The 20,582-nt window shown below is 41.9% G+C and carries 15 protein-coding genes; 5 read left to right on the top strand and 10 right to left on the bottom strand.

All coding sequences use genetic code 11. The features are described from left to right. Nucleotides 1-81 precede the first annotated feature (81 nt). The gene (gene metG, locus HMPREF0666_RS13985) at nucleotides 82-2,145 is read left to right on the top strand and encodes a methionine--tRNA ligase (protein ID WP_009013015.1); all 2,064 of its coding nucleotides are present in this window, start codon (nucleotides 82-84) and stop codon (nucleotides 2,143-2,145) included. A gap of 253 nt (nucleotides 2,146-2,398) precedes the next feature. Here the strand turns inward: metG and HMPREF0666_RS13980 are convergent, their stop codons facing one another. Continuing rightward, on the bottom strand, nucleotides 2,399-3,433 hold the full coding sequence (locus HMPREF0666_RS13980) for a Fic family protein (RefSeq protein ID WP_009013014.1): 1,035 nt from the start codon (nucleotides 3,431-3,433) through the stop codon (nucleotides 2,399-2,401). 294 nt (nucleotides 3,434-3,727) lie between these two features. Here HMPREF0666_RS13980 and HMPREF0666_RS13975 point away from each other — a divergent pair, with 294 nt between their 5' ends. Beyond that, nucleotides 3,728-4,726: a virulence RhuM family protein gene (locus HMPREF0666_RS13975; RefSeq protein WP_009013013.1), complete on the top strand. Its 999-nt coding sequence runs from the start codon at nucleotides 3,728-3,730 to the stop codon at nucleotides 4,724-4,726. Nucleotides 4,727-4,892: 166 nt separating this feature from the next. Beyond that, nucleotides 4,893-5,642: a hypothetical protein gene (locus tag HMPREF0666_RS13970; protein WP_009013012.1), complete on the top strand. Its 750-nt coding sequence runs from the start codon at nucleotides 4,893-4,895 to the stop codon at nucleotides 5,640-5,642. 313 nt (nucleotides 5,643-5,955) lie between these two features. On the opposite strand, the gene HMPREF0666_RS13965 is transcribed toward HMPREF0666_RS13970, so the two are convergent. Next, nucleotides 5,956-6,756: a hypothetical protein gene (locus HMPREF0666_RS13965; RefSeq protein ID WP_009013011.1), complete on the bottom strand. Its 801-nt coding sequence runs from the start codon at nucleotides 6,754-6,756 to the stop codon at nucleotides 5,956-5,958. Nucleotides 6,757-7,096: 340 nt separating this feature from the next. Here HMPREF0666_RS13965 and HMPREF0666_RS13960 point away from each other — a divergent pair, with 340 nt between their 5' ends. Next, nucleotides 7,097-7,846: a hypothetical protein gene (locus tag HMPREF0666_RS13960; protein WP_009013010.1), complete on the top strand. Its 750-nt coding sequence runs from the start codon at nucleotides 7,097-7,099 to the stop codon at nucleotides 7,844-7,846. Nucleotides 7,847-7,896: 50 nt separating this feature from the next. Here HMPREF0666_RS13960 and HMPREF0666_RS13955 read toward each other — a convergent pair whose 3' ends face one another. The 8 genes from HMPREF0666_RS13955 to HMPREF0666_RS13920 form a co-directional block, all read right to left on the bottom strand. Further along, on the bottom strand, nucleotides 7,897-9,891 hold the full coding sequence (locus tag HMPREF0666_RS13955; RefSeq protein ID WP_009013009.1) for a helix-hairpin-helix domain-containing protein: 1,995 nt from the start codon (nucleotides 9,889-9,891) through the stop codon (nucleotides 7,897-7,899). A gap of 195 nt (nucleotides 9,892-10,086) precedes the next feature. After that, nucleotides 10,087-10,632, bottom strand: a complete 546-nt coding sequence (locus HMPREF0666_RS13950) for a hypothetical protein (protein ID WP_009013008.1) — start codon at nucleotides 10,630-10,632, stop codon at nucleotides 10,087-10,089. Between the two features lie 81 nt (nucleotides 10,633-10,713). Beyond that, nucleotides 10,714-11,424, bottom strand: a complete 711-nt coding sequence (locus HMPREF0666_RS13945) for an ABC transporter ATP-binding protein (RefSeq protein WP_009013007.1) — start codon at nucleotides 11,422-11,424, stop codon at nucleotides 10,714-10,716. Between the two features lie 18 nt (nucleotides 11,425-11,442). Continuing rightward, nucleotides 11,443-13,104, bottom strand: coding sequence for a putative transporter (locus HMPREF0666_RS13940; RefSeq protein ID WP_009013006.1), 1,662 nt, complete (start codon nucleotides 13,102-13,104; stop codon nucleotides 11,443-11,445). Nucleotides 13,105-13,113: 9 nt separating this feature from the next. Then, nucleotides 13,114-13,932 (bottom strand): pyridoxamine kinase, encoded by an 819-nt coding sequence (locus tag HMPREF0666_RS13935; RefSeq protein ID WP_009013005.1) that lies wholly within the window; start codon nucleotides 13,930-13,932, stop codon nucleotides 13,114-13,116. A gap of 604 nt (nucleotides 13,933-14,536) precedes the next feature. Further along, the gene (gene secDF / locus HMPREF0666_RS13930; protein WP_009013004.1) at nucleotides 14,537-17,557 is read right to left on the bottom strand and encodes a protein translocase subunit SecDF; all 3,021 of its coding nucleotides are present in this window, start codon (nucleotides 17,555-17,557) and stop codon (nucleotides 14,537-14,539) included. 105 nt (nucleotides 17,558-17,662) lie between these two features. After that, nucleotides 17,663-18,763, bottom strand: a complete 1,101-nt coding sequence (locus tag HMPREF0666_RS13925; protein WP_042856443.1) for an endonuclease/exonuclease/phosphatase family protein — start codon at nucleotides 18,761-18,763, stop codon at nucleotides 17,663-17,665. 205 nt (nucleotides 18,764-18,968) lie between these two features. Continuing rightward, complete coding sequence (locus tag HMPREF0666_RS13920) at nucleotides 18,969-19,925, bottom strand: rhomboid family intramembrane serine protease (protein WP_009013002.1); 957 nt, start codon at nucleotides 19,923-19,925, stop codon at nucleotides 18,969-18,971. 215 nt (nucleotides 19,926-20,140) lie between these two features. On the opposite strand from HMPREF0666_RS13920, the gene HMPREF0666_RS13915 reads away from it, so the two are divergent. Beyond that, nucleotides 20,141-20,416 (top strand): HU family DNA-binding protein, encoded by a 276-nt coding sequence (locus HMPREF0666_RS13915; protein WP_009013001.1) that lies wholly within the window; start codon nucleotides 20,141-20,143, stop codon nucleotides 20,414-20,416. Nucleotides 20,417-20,582 lie beyond the last annotated feature (166 nt).

Below are 20,582 nucleotides of genomic sequence, written 5' to 3'. Positions count from 1 at the left end.
TATTGGCTTTTATCTATATTTCTTTTGTCGTTTACCTTATTTACAGTAACTTTGCACGTATAAAACAACAATCAAACAGATATGGAAGAAAAGAAATTCAAGCGTACTACTGTGACGGCCGCATTGCCTTATGCGAATGGTGGTGTGCATATAGGACACCTTGCCGGAGTGTATGTTCCAGCTGACATCTACGTACGCTACCTCCGATTGAAGAACCGTGAAGTAGCTTTCATCTGTGGTAGTGACGAGCATGGAGTGCCTATCACCATCCGTGCTAAGAAGGAAGGTATCACCCCACAGGACGTATGTGACCGTTATCATAAGCTCATTAAAGACTCGTTTGAGGAGTTTGGTATCTCCTTCGACATCTACAGTCGCACTACAAGCGAGACGCACAATAAGTTCGCTTCAGACTTCTTCCGTAAGCTATACGATGATGGCAAGCTCGTTGAACAGGAGAGTGAGCAGTACTATGATGAGGAGGCTCACCAGTTCCTTGCCGACCGCTATATCATGGGTGAGTGCCCTCACTGTGGTAATCCAAATGCATACGGCGACCAATGTGAGAAGTGTGGCAGTGACTTAAGCCCTATGGAACTGAAGAATCCACACTCTACTATCTCAGGTTCACAGCCTGTCATCAAGCGTACAAAGAACTGGTACCTCCCTCTGAATGACTATCAAGAGTGGCTGAAGCAGTGGATATTGACGGATCACAAGGAGTGGCGACCAAACGTTTATGGGCAGTGTAAGAGCTGGTTAGACATGGATTTGCAGCCACGTGCTATGACCCGCGACCTCGATTGGGGTATTCCTGTTCCTGTACAGGGTGCTGAGGGTAAGGTTCTTTACGTATGGTTCGATGCGCCAATTGGCTATATATCAAACACGAAGGAGCTTTGCGAGAAAGATCCAGAGCATTTCGGTACATGGCAGAAATGGTGGCAAGACCCAGAGACACGTCTCGTTCATTTCATTGGAAAAGATAATATCGTCTTCCATTGTATCATCTTCCCAACCATGCTAAAGACTCATGGCGACTATATCTTACCTGATAACGTACCCGCCAACGAGTTCCTTAACCTCGAAGATAATAAGATTTCTACAAGTAAAAACTGGGCGGTATGGCTCCACGAATACCTCCGTGACTTTGAAGGAAAGCAGGATGTACTACGTTATGTACTGACTGCTAACGCACCAGAGACCAAAGATAACAACTTTACATGGAAAGACTTTCAAGAGCGCAACAACTCTGAACTCGTTGCTGTCTACGGTAATTTCGTAAACCGTGCACTACAGTTAACAAAGAAGTATTGGAACGGTGTGGTTCCTGCCTGTGGTGAGTTAGAGGAGATTGACCGCCAGACAATACAAGAGTTTAAGGATGTCAAGGAGAAGGTTGAGGCTTATCTTGAAATCTTTAAGTTCCGTGAGGCACAGAAGGAGGCTATGAACCTCGCCCGCATCGGTAATAAATACATCGCTGAGACAGAACCTTGGAAGCTTTGGAAGACCGACCCTAAGCGTGTGGAGACGATTCTCTACATCTCGCTTCAGCTCGTTGCCAACCTCAGTATTGCCTTCGAACCATTCTTGCCATTTAGTAGTAAGAAACTTCGTGAGATGATTAACATGACGGAGTATAACTGGAGTGAACTCGGTTCTACCGATCTCCTCCCAGCTGGAAAGCAGTTGGCTAAACCAGAACTACTCTTTGACAAGATTGACGATGAGGCCATCGAGGCGCAGTTGCGTAAGTTGGAAGAGACTAAGAAGGCTAACAAAGCCGCTTCCTACAAGGCTGAACCTATCAAGAAAGATGTTCCTTTTGAGGATTTCGAGAAACTTGATATCCGTGTAGGACATATCATTAAATGCGAGAAGGTGAAGAAGAGTAAGAAGCTCTTGCAGTTCACTATCGACGATGGTTCGGGTGTTGAGCGCACGATTCTTAGTGGTATTGCTGCCTACTACGAGCCAGAGCAGCTCACTGGTAAGGACGTTCTTTTCGTTGCAAACTTTGCTCCTCGTAAGATGATGGGCATCGAGAGCCAAGGAATGATACTCTCTGCCGTTAACTTCGATGGTTCCCTCTCCGTAACAACAACTATGGGTGAGGTGAAGCCAGGTAGTCAGGTGGGATAAGATAAGCCTAATCGGCTTTTTTCAAATAACCTTAAAAGGCAATTATAATGTGTGCATCTCCACACGTTATAATTGCCTTTTTTATTAAGTTTCAATACCTTAGAATAATACGCTAAGTTCGCTGACTCTTTTTGTTTACATCGTAGTTTGAAGAAAAGAAATCTCTCACTTTCAAACTAAACTCTGCTCTCCTTCTCACCTTTACATCTCATAGACAGTAATTGAAAGTCCAAAGACACATACATATTACATATTAGAAATACTCCTTTACGGCAAACTCAAACTGTTCCATGAATATTTGCTTAAAAGCATAAAGGTTATTTTGCTCATAAAAGATAAGCATAGCTTTCTTGTAGTCTATTGAGTCTACAGAACGAAAACTAAGTGGACAATAGTCATTAGCAATAAGTATTGCATTACTCGTAATACGTGCTGTGCGCTTATTCCCATCTGAGAAGGGTTGAATATAAGACAGAAGTACGAGTGTGAGTAGGGCTTTCTCAAAGATATTAGACTTACTATTGATTAGTTCACAGGCTTCTCTCATAGCCTCACGGATTTGGAATTCATTATCTAAAGGGTGGTAATTAGTACCTGTAATGCCCACACGATGACGACGAAGACCTTTATCTATAGAGAGATCCTTTGTTAGTAATTGGTGAATATCCTCTATATGACTAACCGTTAGTTCCTTTAGATAGTCTGGGTTGTCAAGGACAAAGCTCAAAGCATCCTTATGATTGAGTAGCATCACAGCCTCTTCTTTCGACTTACCTTCAGCTGTCTTGCTCTCACGGAGCAAACGTTCTGTTTCAAGCAAAGTATATGTGTTACCTTCTATTTGTGAAGATTTCCAACTAAGGTCAATTCCTAATCGCTCCATCTCCTTACGATACTCATTATCAGTCAACTCACTGATATGCTGCCGAAATTCTTCTTGTAATGCATCAAGGTCGACCTGGTCTTTGTCAGAGAAAAGTCTTGTTTCTGCAAGTAGACCATTAATTAGCTCAAAATTATAACTGCTTTGCACTTGTCGTTCATCCACTTCAAGCGCGAAATAAGTATCAAGATTGAGTGGCATCAGCAACTGAGCTTGGGGAGAAAGCCTATAACGAGTAGCACGTGCCTTTCCTTCTGCCACGATATCACCTGCCTTAATGCCTGCTGCTATCATACGTTTCAAAGTCGCATCACTACCTTTGAAAGCCGTTCCTGTAGTAATATCACCACGAGAAGAGAGTGGATGATAATGCAGATATTGCAATATATCTCTTGATTCATTCATGACTTACAAACCTTAATCGGTGCAAATATAGCAATAAAAAGCGAATTATCGGCTCATCGTAAGCCTAAAGACAAGTAAAAAGAATAGTATTTTGAGCCGATTCTTGCACTTTATATGTTTTAAAGGCAAACGCTCGAGGCTTATACGCAAAACTTAAAATTCTTTATACAATACCCTCTTATAATTCAAATTGTGATTTAATATCTAAAAGAATAATACTGAATACTTGTTTTTTTAACCTCAAATTCTTATTTTTGTAATAGAAAAATATAACCATTAGCAGCGTATAAATAAATGAACAACGAAATACAATTCCTACTATACAATAGTCCTGAAGGTGGTGAAAACGTACAAGTACTTGTCAAGGATGAAACTTTATGGATGACACAAAAAGCTATATCACAGCTTTTTGATTGTACTGTAGATAATGTAGGGCTACACCTGAGAAATATTTTCAAGGAAGGAGAATTAAGCGAAATATCAACTACCGAGAAATTCTCGGTAGTTCAAAAAGAAGGAAAACGTAACGTTAATAGAGAATTGACATTCTATAATCTTGACGCAATCATCTCTGTTGGTTATCGTGTAAATTCTATTAAGGCAACTAATTTCCGCAAATGGGCAACTGGTATATTAAAAGAATATATCCATAAAGGGTTTATATTAGATGATGAACGCCTCAAACAAGGAAAGGAGATTTTCGGAAAAGACTATTTCAAAGAACTCTTAGAACGTGTTCGTTCTATCCGCGCAAGCGAACGACGTATTTGGCAACAGATAACAGATATCTATGCAGAATGTAGCACAGACTATGACAAACAAGCGCCAACAACACGAGAGTTTTATTCCATGATACAAAATCGTTTCCACTATGCAATCACAGGACAGACTGCAGCTGAGATTATATACACAAAAGCCGACCACAACCAAGAACACATGGGACTAACAACTTGGAAAAATTCTCCAAATGGACGAATACTGAAATCAGATGTTACAATAGCCAAAAACTACTTATCTGAGATTCAAATAAGACAATTAGAGAGAGCTGTCACAGGATTCTTTGATTATATTGAGGATTTAGTTGAACGAGAGAATACATTCACGATGTCTGATTTCGCTAAGAGTGTTGATGCTTTCCTTACTTTCCGTCAATATAAAATCCTGCCTGACAAAGGTCATATTTCAGCATTACAAGCTAAAGAAAAGGCTGAAAATGAATATGATATATTCAATAAGACACAAAAAATAGACTCTGATTTTGATAGGGAGATAAGAGGTCTTACCAACAAATAGAAACTTGTACACCATACCAACAAATATCTCCTTGAACTATCCTTCTGCGTAAATAATTCGGCAAGCATGGTTCTTACTTGTTTATGTCGGTACTTTTAATTACTTTTGCAACCGTAGGAAAGGATAGAATCGATAGTTAATTATAAAACAAAAGAGGGTTAGTAATATGAGAAATAAGACTTTCAACTTTTTATTATCCACGCTGTTTGCTGTTAATTGCATGGCTTGCAACCTTTCTGCCGATACCACAAAAACAAGTAAAAAGGCTGATAATCCACTGATAGAGGACGGATATGATCTCGATGCTGATACGGTTATGGAATATTATGGGAAGCCAATTCAACACCTGACAAGCTTTACGAATAACACCATAACGCTTAGTTGTCCTACACCAAACCGCTGGAAGGGCTTTTATACATGGAAGGGCTTTAAGATATCTAACTTCTATGTGAAGACGGGTGAAGCATCTTTCAAGGGAATGAATGCCGCAATTTTGTCTCCGATAACGATGACGACAAGCATAGACAGCATCACAGATTCGATTTTTACCGACCGTCTTCTTGCCATTGAATACAAGGGAAGACGATGGGTTTATAGCAATGTTATCCGTAACACGGAGGCGGATACAATGCTAAGTTTTGAGGAGATTAGGACAGGAAAAGAGGGTATAGAACTGAGTTATGTGGCTGGACAAGGATACAAATATGACTATCTACTCCTTATCAATATGTCTGATGGACAACCCTGTTTGACGAACATCTACGTTGACGAATACAATTCTACTGCAAAGTATCAAGCCACACATCAATTCGATTTTACGCCGTTTGACGACGAAGGTGACTTCTCTCTTTATCGTTACCGACGCCATTTCCCAATGCTCTTACGGATGGGAAACTATGAAGCCTTTGGTGAATAACGCCCTACACTCATCCCTTTATCAGTCATACTCACATCACCTTTCAACAATTAAAACCGCCAACGCAATTGAATACAAGTCCACTTAACGTTGAAGGCGAACCTAAAAACGAGTAGAAGGAATGGTATTTTGAGCCGATTCTTACGCTCTATATGTTTTAAAGGCAAGCGCTCGATAACTCTACACAGCCCTTAAAACCAACATATTCAACGCGTTTTATTTACCAAAAGCGATAAAAGGAACCTTTTCTAAAACTAAGAACAAAACGACAACATATAAACTCTTTTATTCGTAATCCCTTTGTTTAAGATAACTATTCAAACCTTAGTTCGTCGAAATCTTCTATTTCCGAGAGTTTCATTAATGGCTTTTTCTTCAACTTAACGACAGTCCTCTTGAACACTTCATCTATTTCTGAGTCATCATCAGAATCTGCATCATACTTGTCAGCATTAATATTCTCATCATCATATACGATGCCTGTAAGAAAGTTGATGCTCGTTTTAAATAAGACTACTGGTCCACGATCATGAGACACTTCATAGCCTATAAGCATAAAATCTGAGTTCTGATAACGGAAACAATACTCCCAATAACCATACCGACCATGACAATAACGCAAATAAAGATTCCCTTTTCTCTCCTCTACCCACAGTTCTGGAGAAAAATAATTACCTCCATCTTCATTCTCTGATGAGAAGCAATTGTAATTCTTCGACGCAAGTTTATAACCATTTTTCTCGGTAAACAGTATGATAATTCCCCTACGGTTACGGTCTACCACTTTATCAAAACTGTTTTTTACGAAGCCATCCTTGCGTGTTGCCTTGATGATTAACACACAGTCTTCAAGCCCATCTTTGTTTAAATCACCCGATATCTTCTCAAAGAGTTTATAACCTTTGGGAATGAAATCAGTTATTCGCTGCTGGTCAGCAACATCATATTGATGCATATCTCCTTGTTTTTCCACCTTTGATATACGCTTCATTGACTGCCTTACTGCGGCTTGAGGGTCGGCTGCATCGGCTTTTGACCGCACCTTATCACGGCAACCTGCCAACGCCATTGCCACACAGAGCAAACAAAGAATTATCTTACTGACTTGTTTCATGTCGTATATAGTATTGCTTTCATCTGCAAATATAGATAAAAAAAGGATAACAAAAGACAGAAAACACCTTTTATTATCACCAAATTGTATGTGTCTACTTATCAAAAAGAAGGTAGATCAATAGCACAACAATTCTCTCCTGCGAATTATTTTCATGACAAGAAGAATTTATTTTCATGAAGATAAATATTTATTTTCACGACAAAAAATATTTTTTTTCATGAAAATAATTCGGCAAGCATGGTCTCGACTTGTTTATATCGGTACTTTTAATTACTTTTGCAACCATAGGAAAGAATAGAATCGATGGTTAAGAATAAAACAAAAGAGGGTTAGGAATATGAGAAGAAAGGGTTTCTACTTTTTATTATTTACGCTGTTTGCTGTTAGTTGCATGGCTTGCAACCTTTCTGCCGATACCACAAAGACAAGCAAAAAGGCAGATAATCCACTGATAGAGGACGGATATGATGTCGATGCTGATACGGTTATGGAATATTATGGGAAGCCAATTCAACACCTGACAAGCTTTACGAATAACACCATAACGCTTAGTTGTCCTACACCAAACCGCTGGAAGGGATTTTATACATGGAAAGGTTTTAAGATATCTAACTTCTATGTGAAGACGGGTGAAGCATCTTTCAGGGGGATGAATGCCGCTATTTTGTCTCCAATAACAATGACGACAAGCATAGACAGCATCACAGATTCGATCTTTACCGACCGTCTTCTTGCCATTGAATACAAGGGAAAAAGATGGGTTTATAGCAATGTTATCCGTAACACGGAGGCGGATACAATGCTAAGTTTTGAGGATATTAGGACAGGAAAAGAGGGTATAGAACTGAGTTATGAGGGTGGACAAGGATACAAATATTACTATCAACTCCTTATCAATATGTCTGATGGACAACCCTGTTTGACGAACATCTACGTTGAAGAACACAATTCTACTGCAAAGTATCAAGCCACACATCAATTCGATTTTACGGCATTTGACGACAAAGGTGACTTCTCTCTTTATCGTTACCGACGCCATTTTCCAATGCTCTTATGGATGGGAAACTATGAAGCTTTTGGTGAATAACGCCCTACACTATCGTCCCCATAAATCGTAACCACAGCAAGTATCAACACCTAAAACCGCCAACGCAATTGAATATCGAGTCCACTTAGCGTTGAGGAGTTGACTTGCTGAAGTCCAGAAGATATGTGATCACGGTCGAAATAATGCGTGGTTGAACTGCGAAGAATAATCATAAGACGGCTCGATAAGTCTGCCCGAGCAAACAGACTATAGTGCATACCCTTACCAAAGAAGGCAGGAAAACTAAAAGAATAGAGTGGACCACGCTCGTAAACATAGATACGTGAGGCGAAATCTGTCGTTTGGAAATAACCAATCATACCATTCAGCGTGAGCCATGAAAGGGGTTTCCATGTTCCTGACTCACTCACCATATAGCCGATACTACGCTTTACACTACTGCTTGTAGCGACATCCAACTGACTCTTACAGGCTAAAGAAGCTGCAGAATAGGTCAAGGCAAGACGCCCACGCTGCGCCACCTCGTTTAGAAGCATCGTCTTATCAGCATTGTCTCTCCCACGTATTCGAAGGCGATAACGGGCCAAGAGCGACCAACGTTGCCGACTATAAGTAAGCATCAGTAGATTATCCCACGCCTTACTGGCTGTATGTGCACCAAAACGAGGGTGTGAGAAATAGGCGAAATCAGTGTAAGCCATGAGCGACAAACCACGAGTTAGCCCCCAGTTAGCACCGATGAGCAAGCCACTCTCGTTCTGAACCGTTCCGTTATCACCAAAGCTACGAGCGAAGAGGGCAGTGTACTGATAGTCATAATAGCGTTGCACAGCAAGAAGCGACAGGTTATGAGCGGCTTGAAAAGAAAGGTTATTCACCGTAGCTATGTGTCCCTTACCATCTATTGCCGTCTCCCCAGTCAACGCCCAACGTGGGTGTTGATAGCTATAATCGACACTTACGTTCCAAAAGTCATTACCTGCGGGGGCGTAATGACGGTAATATAAAGACGTATTAGGGGTTAAATCCTTATTAAAACGGCTATAAACGCCTGACAAACTGAGGCTAAGTGCACCAGACGACCAACCGACGTGTGCGCCAGCAGCTAATTGGGAAGCTGCATCTTTACGGCTTATTTCACGCAAAGTACGGTGATAACCTGTTTTAAGGATGGTCTTGATAGTCCCATCGTCAGTCAGTGTGGCATCTATACTACGGTAGGAAAGGAAGGTGGTGAGGTTGAGGTGCTTTGCAATCTCTATTGTTGAAGCAGCTCCCTGCAGATAGTTAGCAGCCGAGCGGGAGGAGTGTGCCCGAATAGCCGTAGCTTGTCTGCCTAACATGGAGAGCATAGCAAGCTTCCCAAAACCTAAGGAGTTGTTGATAACAAGTCCTTGTCCGAAGCTCACTTTATAGCGTCCTATAGCCAAAGCCTTCACCCGTCCCATCTTTCTCAACAGTAAGTAAAAGCTATAATGGTCGTATCCAAGGCCATTACCATGCGCCAAGAAGGGTTCGCCAGCATCTTGTGCACCCACCAATCCAGCCTGAACATAATCGCTATAACGGAAAGAATAACGGAAGGAATGGGTATAGGGATAGCCAAGATAGCCTTGCCGGTCGCCTTCTCGTTGGTAGAACGGAACATTCGCAGTCAATAAGAAGCAGTGCTTCCCACCCTTAGCAATGGCTTTAAGGGAGGGGAATTTGCGTTGTTCCTCAACTGGTGAGACATAGACAAAATAAGGGAGAAGCTGACGACGGAGAGCATCTAAGGACTCAATCATAGCCAATTCGCCCAACGACTGCATACCATGATATTGATAGACGTAGGCTTGTAGGTCCTCTATCTGTTCTGCTGTGAGGAACGGGATACGTGCAAGTTCTTCCCTACTTGCCGTATTTAGATTCAAAGGATGTGCTGCAAGGTCGGCTAAGACGTCGTAGTCATCCTCCCATGCGTCCCTATTCTCGTCATTTGTCGCATAGAGTTCCTCTAACAGTTCGTCCCATTCTAAAGGCTGTTGTGCTGTAGACGTGAGGCTAAAAAGGCCCAATAGGCAGCTTAGTAGTAGGTGTTTCATTTAGTTAGATTTCCTTAGTATTAAGACAGCAAATATAGTCTTTGTTACTGAGAAAAGCAAATAAAACAACAAGAAAAGTGATAAGAAAACCCTCTCTTACGTCGCTCTACCAACAAATACGGGGTTGGAGAGAGAGAAAGAGAGGGTTATGGGTTGTGCTAAAAAGTATGAATAGCACGGCAAACAAAGGTTAGCTTATTGGATTCTCACACTCTTGCCATCCTTATAACAGGCGATAGTACGACTGCCATTGGTATAGATATCTTCGCTACCAGGCATATCCAAGGTAAATCCGGCAGCCTTAACCTGAGCTACAAGATTGTCGTATGCGGGCTGATTGAACACTGCTATGATGATAGCACCATCCTTAAAAGCAACGTAACTGGACACACCCTTGCGCATTGGCTTTGGATAGTCTTCATACTTATCAGCCGTTAGAAGCTTTGCAAGAGCACAGTTCTTATAGTACATCTTAGTGAACTTATCAAGTCGATAAACCTCATAGTTCGTCTTCAACTTGTAGCCATATTTCTTCGTGATGGCATCTACCTTACTTGGATTCTGATACATATCCAAAGCCTCAGCAATACTAATAACATCCTTCAAAGGCTCAACTGCGACCACTGTGTCTCTAACGACAGGAGTCGCTACAGGCGCTGTAGCCTTCTGTTGTGTACCACAACTATTCAAGAGCAAAGCCAATAAAAGGACGATAGGAGCTATCCATACATTCTTTCTCATAAGTTCTTTCTATTTTATTTAATGTTGTTTTTATTACGAATAAGGTTGGGGCAGTATGCGAAATAATAGTATCTACAAGTCTTAACTGTTCATAATTGTCTGCATAGAAGCCTTCACATCGGCTGCAGAAACCTCCCTAAGACGTCCCTCTCTCACCTCCAACAAACAGTCTGCAAAGCGTACTGCAAGTTCTAAGTCATGAGTAGAAAGGAGGATGAGCTTATCCCTCTCGTGTGCCATTCGCCGTAATGTCTGAAAGGTTTCGGCCTTAGAAGGGAAATCGAGGAAGGCTGTTGGCTCATCAAGTAAGATGACTGACGTCTCTTGAGCGAGTGCTTTCGCAATCATCACCTTCTGCCTTTCGCCATCAGACAGGGTCTGTATCATTCTCCCTTTGAGCTTTTCAATCCCCATCGCAGCGATTGCGTCCTCAACAACCAAGCGGTCTTCAGCACGTAACCGACCAAAGAAACCAGTGTAAGGCGACCTTCCCAAGCCTATTATCTCCTCTATCGTGAGGTTTTGAACATCTGGTTTTTGCGTCAAGACAATGCTCACCTCTCGTGCCAACTCACGTTGTGAATAGGATTGTATGTCACGTCCATCGAGCAACAGATTGCCACCTAACTTAGGAAGAAAGCCTGTAAGCGTCTTCAGAAGTGTAGACTTACCAATGCCGTTCTCCCCTATCAAGCATGAAAGTTGCCCACTCCTCAATGCTAAATCAATATCAGTAATGACGGGATGGGACGCAGAATAGCCTATAGTCAGGTGTGACAAACTGATAATCATGACGCTTTCACTCCCCTATCAAACGAAGAACATGACCAATATCTGTGCGATGATAACCCTGGCAAACATGCCCAACGGGTAGACTGAAGCGTAACTAATATTACTTGTTTCGCCCTTGACTGTATCGTTGGCATAGCCCAATGCCATCGGATTAGCCATCGAACCGCAAAGGATACCACAGATAGTTCCGAAATCAAACTTCTTCAATCGCAAGGCTATTAAGCCTACAATGACTACAGGAACAACGGTGAGTACAAAGCCTAAGCCTATCCACAACAAGCCCTCTGGGCGTACGACGGTGGCGAGGAAGTCTTTACCTGCATCCAAGCCTAAGCAAGCAAGATAGAGTGACAAGCCTAACTTACGCAACATAAGAGACGCACTACGTGTGGTATAAGCGATGAAGTGCAATCGAGGACCAAATGCTCCGGCCAATATACCCATGATGATAGGACCGCCAGCAATGCCCAATCGGATTGGAGACTCCATACCTGGCAGGTTGATAGGGATTGTTCCTAAGGCCAAACCAAACACCATTCCGAGGAAAATAACAGCGAGGTTAGGCTCATTAAGGGTCTTAACTGAATTGCCAAGGAACTTCTCTGCATGATCAATAGCCTCTGGTTGACCCACTAAGGTAAGGCGGTCTCCATAACGGAGGACAAGGTCTTGCGTCGCCAATAGCTTGATATCTGCACGGATAACACGGCTCACATTGACATTATAAGCATCGCGCAAATGAAGTTGTCCAAGCTTCTTTCCGTTTAACACACCGTTTGACAAGATGATAACACGGCTTTCCACCTTTGTGTCAAGGTGGTTCCAATCGACTTGCTCCTTGTTCAAATCACGGTTGACCTTCTGTCCGAAGAGTATTTCCATGGCTGATACCTCATCACGTTTGGTGGCTACAAGGAGATTATCATTGGTTTGCAACACCGTTGAACTCATTGGGACAATCACGTCTTCACCACGCCAAATGCGTGAGATGATAAACTTGCGGTGGGTGCCCTGAGCTATTTCGGCTATTGACTTACCATTAATAGCTGGATTGAGAACGACAAATTGTCCGATATAAGTATGGTCGTCTTCTGCACCAGAGTGCACTACTAAGTCGGAAGGCTTCACAAAGAACTTGCGGAGAAATATCATGGCAAAGATAACACCGACCACACCCAACGGATAAGTAACGGCTGTTGCCAAGGCAGCAGGACCACCACTATGCCCCGCATGTTGCAATGCCTGCTGTGCAGCACCAAGTGCTGGCGTGTTCGTTGTAGCACCACAAAGGATACCAACCATGTTTGACATCGGTACGTTCATGGCGTAGGAGAGGACGACAGACATAATCGTTCCTAAGAAGATAACGCCTAAACTCCACAGATTAAACAAGGTTCCTTCATGTCGGAAGGACCCAAAGAAGGTTGGACCAACGCTCAGTCCGAGCGTATAAACAAAGATTACCAACCCGAAAGTCTCACAGTAATTGAGCATCTGCTCGTCTACTTGCAGTCCAAAGCTACCCGCAGCGATACCAAAGAAGAACACAAAGGCTATACCAAGAGATATACCTGCTATCCTAATCTTACCTAATCCCAATCCCACTGTACATACAAGTGAGAGGACCACAACTGCTTGTAGGGCAGAAGGGATGCTAAATAGTCCGTCAATCCAGTTCATATCTTATTATTACAATACCTGAAGATACTTCTCCAAAGGGATTCCCCTGTTCTTATCCGAGTTGTCCTTATTGAGGTCTATCAGCCTGTAAACACCGTCAATAGCCTTCTGCGTGCTCGGAATGAGTAGTTCGCCATCCAAGAGATGACCAATAAGAATAGCCGAGAAAATGTCGCCTGTGCCTGGGAAATGGACGGGTATCTCCGTATAAGGTAGTGAGAAATACTTATCTGTCACGTGGTTATAGCCTACGACAGACGGTGTTCCATCAACAAGGATAGACGTTATCAAGGCCGATTTCGTACCGATTAGGCGCAGTCCATCAAGCAGTCTCTTGGCTTCATCGAAGCTTACTCCCTGCTCATCATACTTACTTGACGTAAGATAGCAGGCTTCTGTGTAATTAGGGAAAGTAAGGTCGGCTACGCTAATCATCTCACGCATGGAGTTTATCGCAGCTGCCGTCACACCATTATAGAGTTTTCCTTCATCGCCCATGATAGGATCGACGAAGATCGTCGTGCCTCGTTCTGCCTGTTCGCGACAGTAGTCGGCTACCAATTTAGCCTGTCGCTCTGAAGCAATAAAGCCTGTTGCAATGGCATCAAAACTAAAGCCAAGCTCCTTCCATACTGGGAAAACGCCCTTAATATAGTCTGTTGTCTCAAGGATATTGAACTTACCATAGTCGAGGGTGTTGGACACCAAGGCCGTAGGAAGGTTGTAAACAGGGTGTCCTAAGTATGATAAGATAGGGAGCATAGCCGCTGTTGCGACTTTTCCGTACCCTGCTATATCATTTATAAGTAGTATATGTTTCTTGCTCATTCTATCTTTTTAAATTAGACTACAAAGGTAGTGCAAACCGCATGAACGGCAAAATAAAAACCAATAAATCACCATAATAAGTCTTGCTTTCCATCTTCTACAGTCCTACTGACATCGAACAAAAGTGGTGCTGATGCTCCTATCCTATCGTGTTAAGGCTAAGCACCAATGGTAATGTGGGTTATAATAAGAGAAGATAACCAACAATGTAAGACGATTATAAGCGTTGAGAACATAGCCTATAGAACCGCTTAAACACTTCGTTCAAGGTCCTTAAGCGGCTTGAGCATCAACTGTTATGATTTCTTTTCATGAAGAGAAATAATTATTTTCACGACAATAAATAATTATTTTCACGACAAAAAATATTTTTTTTCATGAAAATAATTCGCAAGTCAACGTATAGAACACACAAAACGCTCCCTCTCTCGCCCCTCCTTTACGGCCGACACGCCTCTGAGATAGGCCTTTAATAAGTTTGAAATAGTATCCTTAAAAGTCTAAAATGCGCTTTCTAACAAGACGAAAATAGCCCGCTATCATTGCTGATAACGGGCTATTATATATAATAAGGTGTAAAACCTTAGTTCAGACTATCTATTGATTAAGCCTCAACAGGTGCCTCTGCAAGTTCGTGTGAACGCTTCTCAATCTTCTTACCCAATACGAGGTAAGCAACAGGAGATGCAATGAAGATTGAACTCAAAGTACCAATAATAATACCGATAATCATTGCAAATGAGAAGCTACGGATACTCTCACCACCGAGGATGAAGATAGACACGAGTACGATCAATGTTGATACAGATGTATTGATAGTACGTGAGAGGGTCTGGTTGATAGAATCATTGAAGATCTTTTGGATATCAGCCTTTGCAAGATTATGCTTATGCTTACCCAAGTTCTCACGGATACGGTCGTAAACAACCACGGTATCGTTGATATCATAACCGATTACGGTCAAGATAGCACCGATGAAGGTCTGGTCTATCTCAAGTGAGAAACCAATCCAACCATAGCACAACGAGAAGCAACCGATAACGATTGTGGTATCGAGAACCAAACCAACGATTGAACCAACAGAGAAACCAATGTTGCGGAAACGCAAGAGGATATACAAGAAGATGAAGAAGATAGCCAACAATACGCTCATAATAGCATTATAAGTAATGCTCTTAGCGATTGAAGGACCAACCTTTGCACTCTGAATAATAGAGCCACCCTCACGAATATCTGGGTTCTTGAAGTTCTGTACACTTGCCTGACTAACAAAGCCACCCTTCTTCAATGCATTGTAAAGGATTGTCTCAGCCTTGTCATCCTCAGCAGGATTGTTAGAATCAATATTGTAGTTGGTTGATACACGAACAGTCTTACCATCTGTACCCAATGCAATAACAGTTGTTGTAGCAGGCTTACCAGCATTCTCACCAACAGTATTTACGAAGGCTCCTTGCATCACTTTACGAACGTCCTCTACATGGGTAGGCTTGTTCAATGTGACAACATAGTTGCGACCACCAGTGAAGTCAATACTGCGACTCAAGCCACGAACAGCAAAGCTGACGATACATACCAAGACAGCAACACCCCAAACAGTGAAGGTTGTCTTATACATGCTAAGGAAGTGATAGTTCTTACCCTGCATGAAGTTCTTAGAGAAGCCTGTTGTGAAAGTCAGATTCAACCACTTATCCTTGCTTACACGGTTCTCAAATACAAGACGTGTGAGGAATACTGCAGTGAAGAATGAGATAACGATACCAATAATCCAAGTTGTAGCGAAACCACGGATAGGACCAGTACCAGTCACAAGAAGGATAACACCAGTAATGAGTGATGTCAAGTTAGAGTCGAAGATAGCTGAGAAAGCATTTCCATAACCCTCATTCAAAGCCTGCTTCATACCCTTACCAAGTTTCAACTCCTCCTTAATACGCTCGTAGATAAGCACGTTAGCATCCACAGCTGTACCCAAGGTCAACACGATACCGGCAATACCTGGCATAGTCAACGCCGACTGGAAGGATGCTAAGACACCCAACGTGAAGAAGAGGTTGGCTATCAAAGCAAGGTTAGCCATCATACCAGGAATGAAGTTGTACATGACAATCATGTAAAGCATCAAGAGGACGAAAGCAATAGCAAAAGAGATAAGACCCTGCTCAATTGACTGTGCACCAAGTGTAGGACCTACGACTTCCTCCTGTACAATCTTCGCAGGAGCAGGCATACGACCTGACTTCAATGTGTTAGCCAAGTCCTTAGTATCCTCAATAGTGAAGTTACCAGAGATAGATGACTGACCACCAGCAATCTCACCGGTAACGCGTGGGGCTGAGTAAACAACGCCATCGAGTACGATTGCGATTGCCTTACCTACATTTGCCTTTGTCAAAGCAGCCCACTCACGAGCACCTTCAGAGTTCATTGTCATGCTAACCCTTGGACGACCATGCTCATCAAAATCGTCTTTAGCAGTTGTAACAACGTCACCCTCAAGGCGAGCACGGCCATCAGAAGAAGTAACCTTCAAAGCATAAAGACCATATACGTTCTTCTTATTAAGTCCTTCTTCCGGCTTAGCGCTCCAAAGAAGCTTCAAGTCGCTTGGCAAAATCTGCTTAGCAAGTGAACCATAAATCATCTTATTGATAGCAGCTGTATCACGAACGCTTGCATAACCGACGAGGCTAAGTGCGTCACCGGGAATAGTCTGCAACATAGAGAGCAATGGGTGCATCTTCTTCAATGCTGCCATCTGAGCATCTTCGCCCTTTACAGCATTGTTCTTGTTGAGTGCGAACTTTGGAGTTGTAGCAGCCTTTGCCTGTACTTTCTTAGTAGAATCAGTAGCAACAGTGTCAACCTTTGTCTCACCATTAGCCAAACGCTGGTCGAGCTGATTGAGATAAGGAGTTATTTCTTGGTTGTTATAAGTTTCCCAGAACTCAAGGTTAGCAGAACCCTGGAGGAGCTTACGCATACGCTCTGGCTCACGAATACCAGGCATTTCAACCATGAGTCGACCTTCCTGACCTTCCAACTTCTGGATATTTGGCTGTACAACACCATACTGGTCGATACGATTTGTAACGACATTGTATGAGTTATCGATGGCTGAAGCAACCTCTTCACGGAGTGCTTTCTCAACCTCTTCGTCTGTACTCTGTGTGCTAACCTTGCCTTTGAGCTGCTGTGTAGCGAAAATCTCAGCAAGTTTATGACCCGGAGCAACCTTGTGGAAAGCATCTACAAAGAGAGAGATAAAGTCCTTTGAACTGTGCATCTCTTCCTGCTTTGCTGTTTCCAAAGCCTTCTGATAAGCAGCATCCTGCTTGTGATCTGCCAAGAAATCAACAACATCAGGTACCGAAATCTCGAGTACAACGTTCATACCGCCCTTCAAGTCAAGACCAAGACCGATCTGTGTTTCAAGGCATTTCTGGTAAGAGTAGAGCCCCAAATACTTTACAGAATCCTTATAATCCTGTCGCGCAATAGGGTCTTTAATCGTAGCTGCCATACCATCATAGTAGCTTGTTGCTACTGAAAATGACAGGTAGAAGATACTTGCGAGCGTCAAGAGAATGGCTACGCAAATTACTAATCCTTTGTTTTGCATTTTATTTGATTGTTTTTAATTATTGTTTCGCTACACTTGATAGACGTGCAAAGATAAGCAAATTTTCACACTTTGGGAAATTTATACCTTATAAATGTGTGTTTTTTAAGGTTTTGGGCGGTATTTAAGCCAACAATAGATGGGATAATGGTCGGAAGTAGTCACACTATTGTCGACCTTTGCCCCATACGACTCGAAATCGTCGGAACAAAAGATATGGTCAATACGGAAGTACATCCCACTTTTATGATAGCTTATTCCAGGTCCGTTTCCACTCTCAACAAAGCAGTCATTCAGTTCTTTTGCGATGGTTCGATGTGTATAACTTAACGGACTATCATTGAAGTCTCCGCAAAGAATAACAGGCACTTTCTTATCAAGATATTTCTTAACATAACGTGCAACTGTCTCCGCTTGCGGTGCTCTACGTGTCGAAACGTTGCCTAACTTAGTGATTAAATGGACTGATTGTCTTTTCGCTTCGCCCGTCTTCAGTTCGCCTTTTACGAGTGTCTTAAACCCTTCTTTGTCGCCAGAACTCAATCCATTACTCTCGAAATGATTATTCACAACGAGCGTATTAGTCCCTTTAATATCAAGCATATAAGCCACACTCTGATTACTACTTGAGCCATATGGGATACTATCTTGCCAAAGGACAGGATACTTACTCAGCAATACCATGTAATCAGCACCAGGTGCTTTTTTAATCATCAACTTGAAATATGGGTAGTGTTTCTTCAGTGTTGAGTAGATATGATCTTTGTCATCTAAAGTCGCTTGTGCCTCTTGCAAACAGACAATATCAGCCTTACTCTTAACGATATAATCAACAATCGGATTCTTCTTTGCATCTGGCTCGCTCCATGAAGAGAACATAAAGACGTTATACGACAGTACTTTTATAGCGCCATGTGGCTTATCTTCAGGAATATTAAATGGTGAATACGTACGGATAGGACCATAACAAAGTAGGAAACCTAACAATGGCAACCAAATAGTACGTAATCGGAGAAAACACCAGACAACAAGGAATACAAAATTAAACACAAGGAGTATCGGAAAGCCCAGTCCTAAATTAGCCAACAAGGGGTAATCAACAGGATTAAACATACCTATATTTCCGACAAACAACATCAATAGAATAACGATGATATTACCTATCAATAAAACCCTATATGTAAGTTTCTTTAATTTGCTAAACATCTCTACACCAAGCACGCTGGTACTCACTACCATTGGTTCCTTTAGTTTTCAACAATCCTATAAATAGTCACAAAAGAGCTATAAAGTAAGTACTATACCGTCAAACAATAACGACCTACTATCTACTCACGTCTTAATTCCTTGCTGCCATATATCCTTCTCAGATTTTATCAACACCCAACCAACCAGCAACAGAGGGATTTCCTTATTTCTTACTACTATCAAAGAGCTTCTGTTTCTCCTCTTTCGTCAGACTGTCATAACCACTCTTACGAATCTTATCCAAGATACGATCGACCTCTTCTTGCTGTTGTTTTTTACGAGCATTGTACTCCCAATCACTATTACTATCCGTAGTATTATTGTGTGAAGCGTCCGTCCAAGACTCCCTACTACCATTCGCATTCGTATGAGGAGTCGCACCTCCACGTTGTTCCCACGAATCCTTCATACGATCAAAGAACTGATGTCCCTTATTCATACCGAAGTCTCCATAGCCAGAATACGGATGTCTCTTCCAATAACGGATAAGAATAAAACCAAAGAGCATACCCCCTAAGTGTGCCAAATGCGCCACTCCATCATTGCTTGTACCAATAGCAGAGAACAATTCAACCACTACCGAGCCTATAACAATCCACTTTGCTTTAATAGGGACAGGGATAGGTATGATGAACATACGCTCTTCTGGGAACAACATACCGAAGGCAAGTAGTACGCCATAGATGGCTCCAGAGGCACCTACAGTGTTCATCATATTAAGATACTCACTCATAGGAATAATCGAATTAGCTATCCTCAAAGTTTCATACTGCGCCAAACCCTCCACTACATACGTACCATACTGTGCCAACTCTTGGCAAACACCAGCGCCAAGACCACAGACCATGTAATAAAAAAGGAATTTCTTTGGACCCCAAACATTCTCTACAACCATGCCAAACATCCACAACATGAACATATTCATCAATAGATGAGTTACGCCACCGTGCATGAACATATACGTAACAAACTGCCAAGCACGGAAATCAGGAGCCAAAATGAAATGTAAACCAAGGAGGGTATCCAAATCAATATTCAATCCTCTTAAAGCGTATGTGGCAACAAAAACCAGCACATTGATGATAAGAAGATTCTTTGTTATTACGGGTATATTTCGCATTTGAATGATGTCTTAATCTTTACAACGTATTATTTATCAATGCAAAAATACTAAATTCTATCGTTATTAAGCATAAAACAAGCAACATAAAGACTATTTTTTATGAATTTCTACACTTTTCCCTTGATTTTATTTGATTTATAAAAGTAATCAAGTATATTTGCATCATGATCTTGTAATCACTCATACAATTAATCAATAAATAAATCAAAATTATGAACAAAACGGAATTGATCGAGAAGATTGCAGCTAATGCTGAGGTAAGCAAGGCTGTTGCTAAGAAAGCTTTAGACGCAACTACAGAAGCAATTAAGGATGCACTCGCTGCTGGTGATAAAGTACAACTCGTAGGTTTTGGCACCTTCTCTACAACTGAACGTCCTGCTCATGAGGGTATCAACCCAAGTTCTAAGGAGAAGATTATGATTGCAGCTAAGAAGGTTGCTAAGTTCAAGGCTGGTGCTGACCTTTCAGACGCTGTGAACAAGTAATCTGTAAATATAAATACATGATACAATTAGGCAGGCCAAGGGTCTGCCTTTTTCTTTTTTATACCCTTTATTCTCACCTTATCATCAGTTTTCTTGCTCCTCTCCATCCGTTTTTACTTACCTTCTCGACCTATCCGTCTCGAATTATTTTCATGAAAAAAAATAA

This window comes from Prevotella sp. C561 (assembly GCF_000224595.1).
GTDB lineage: Bacteria > Bacteroidota > Bacteroidia > Bacteroidales > Bacteroidaceae > Prevotella > Prevotella jejuni.
This window is presented reverse-complemented; position numbering and strand designations above follow the sequence as displayed.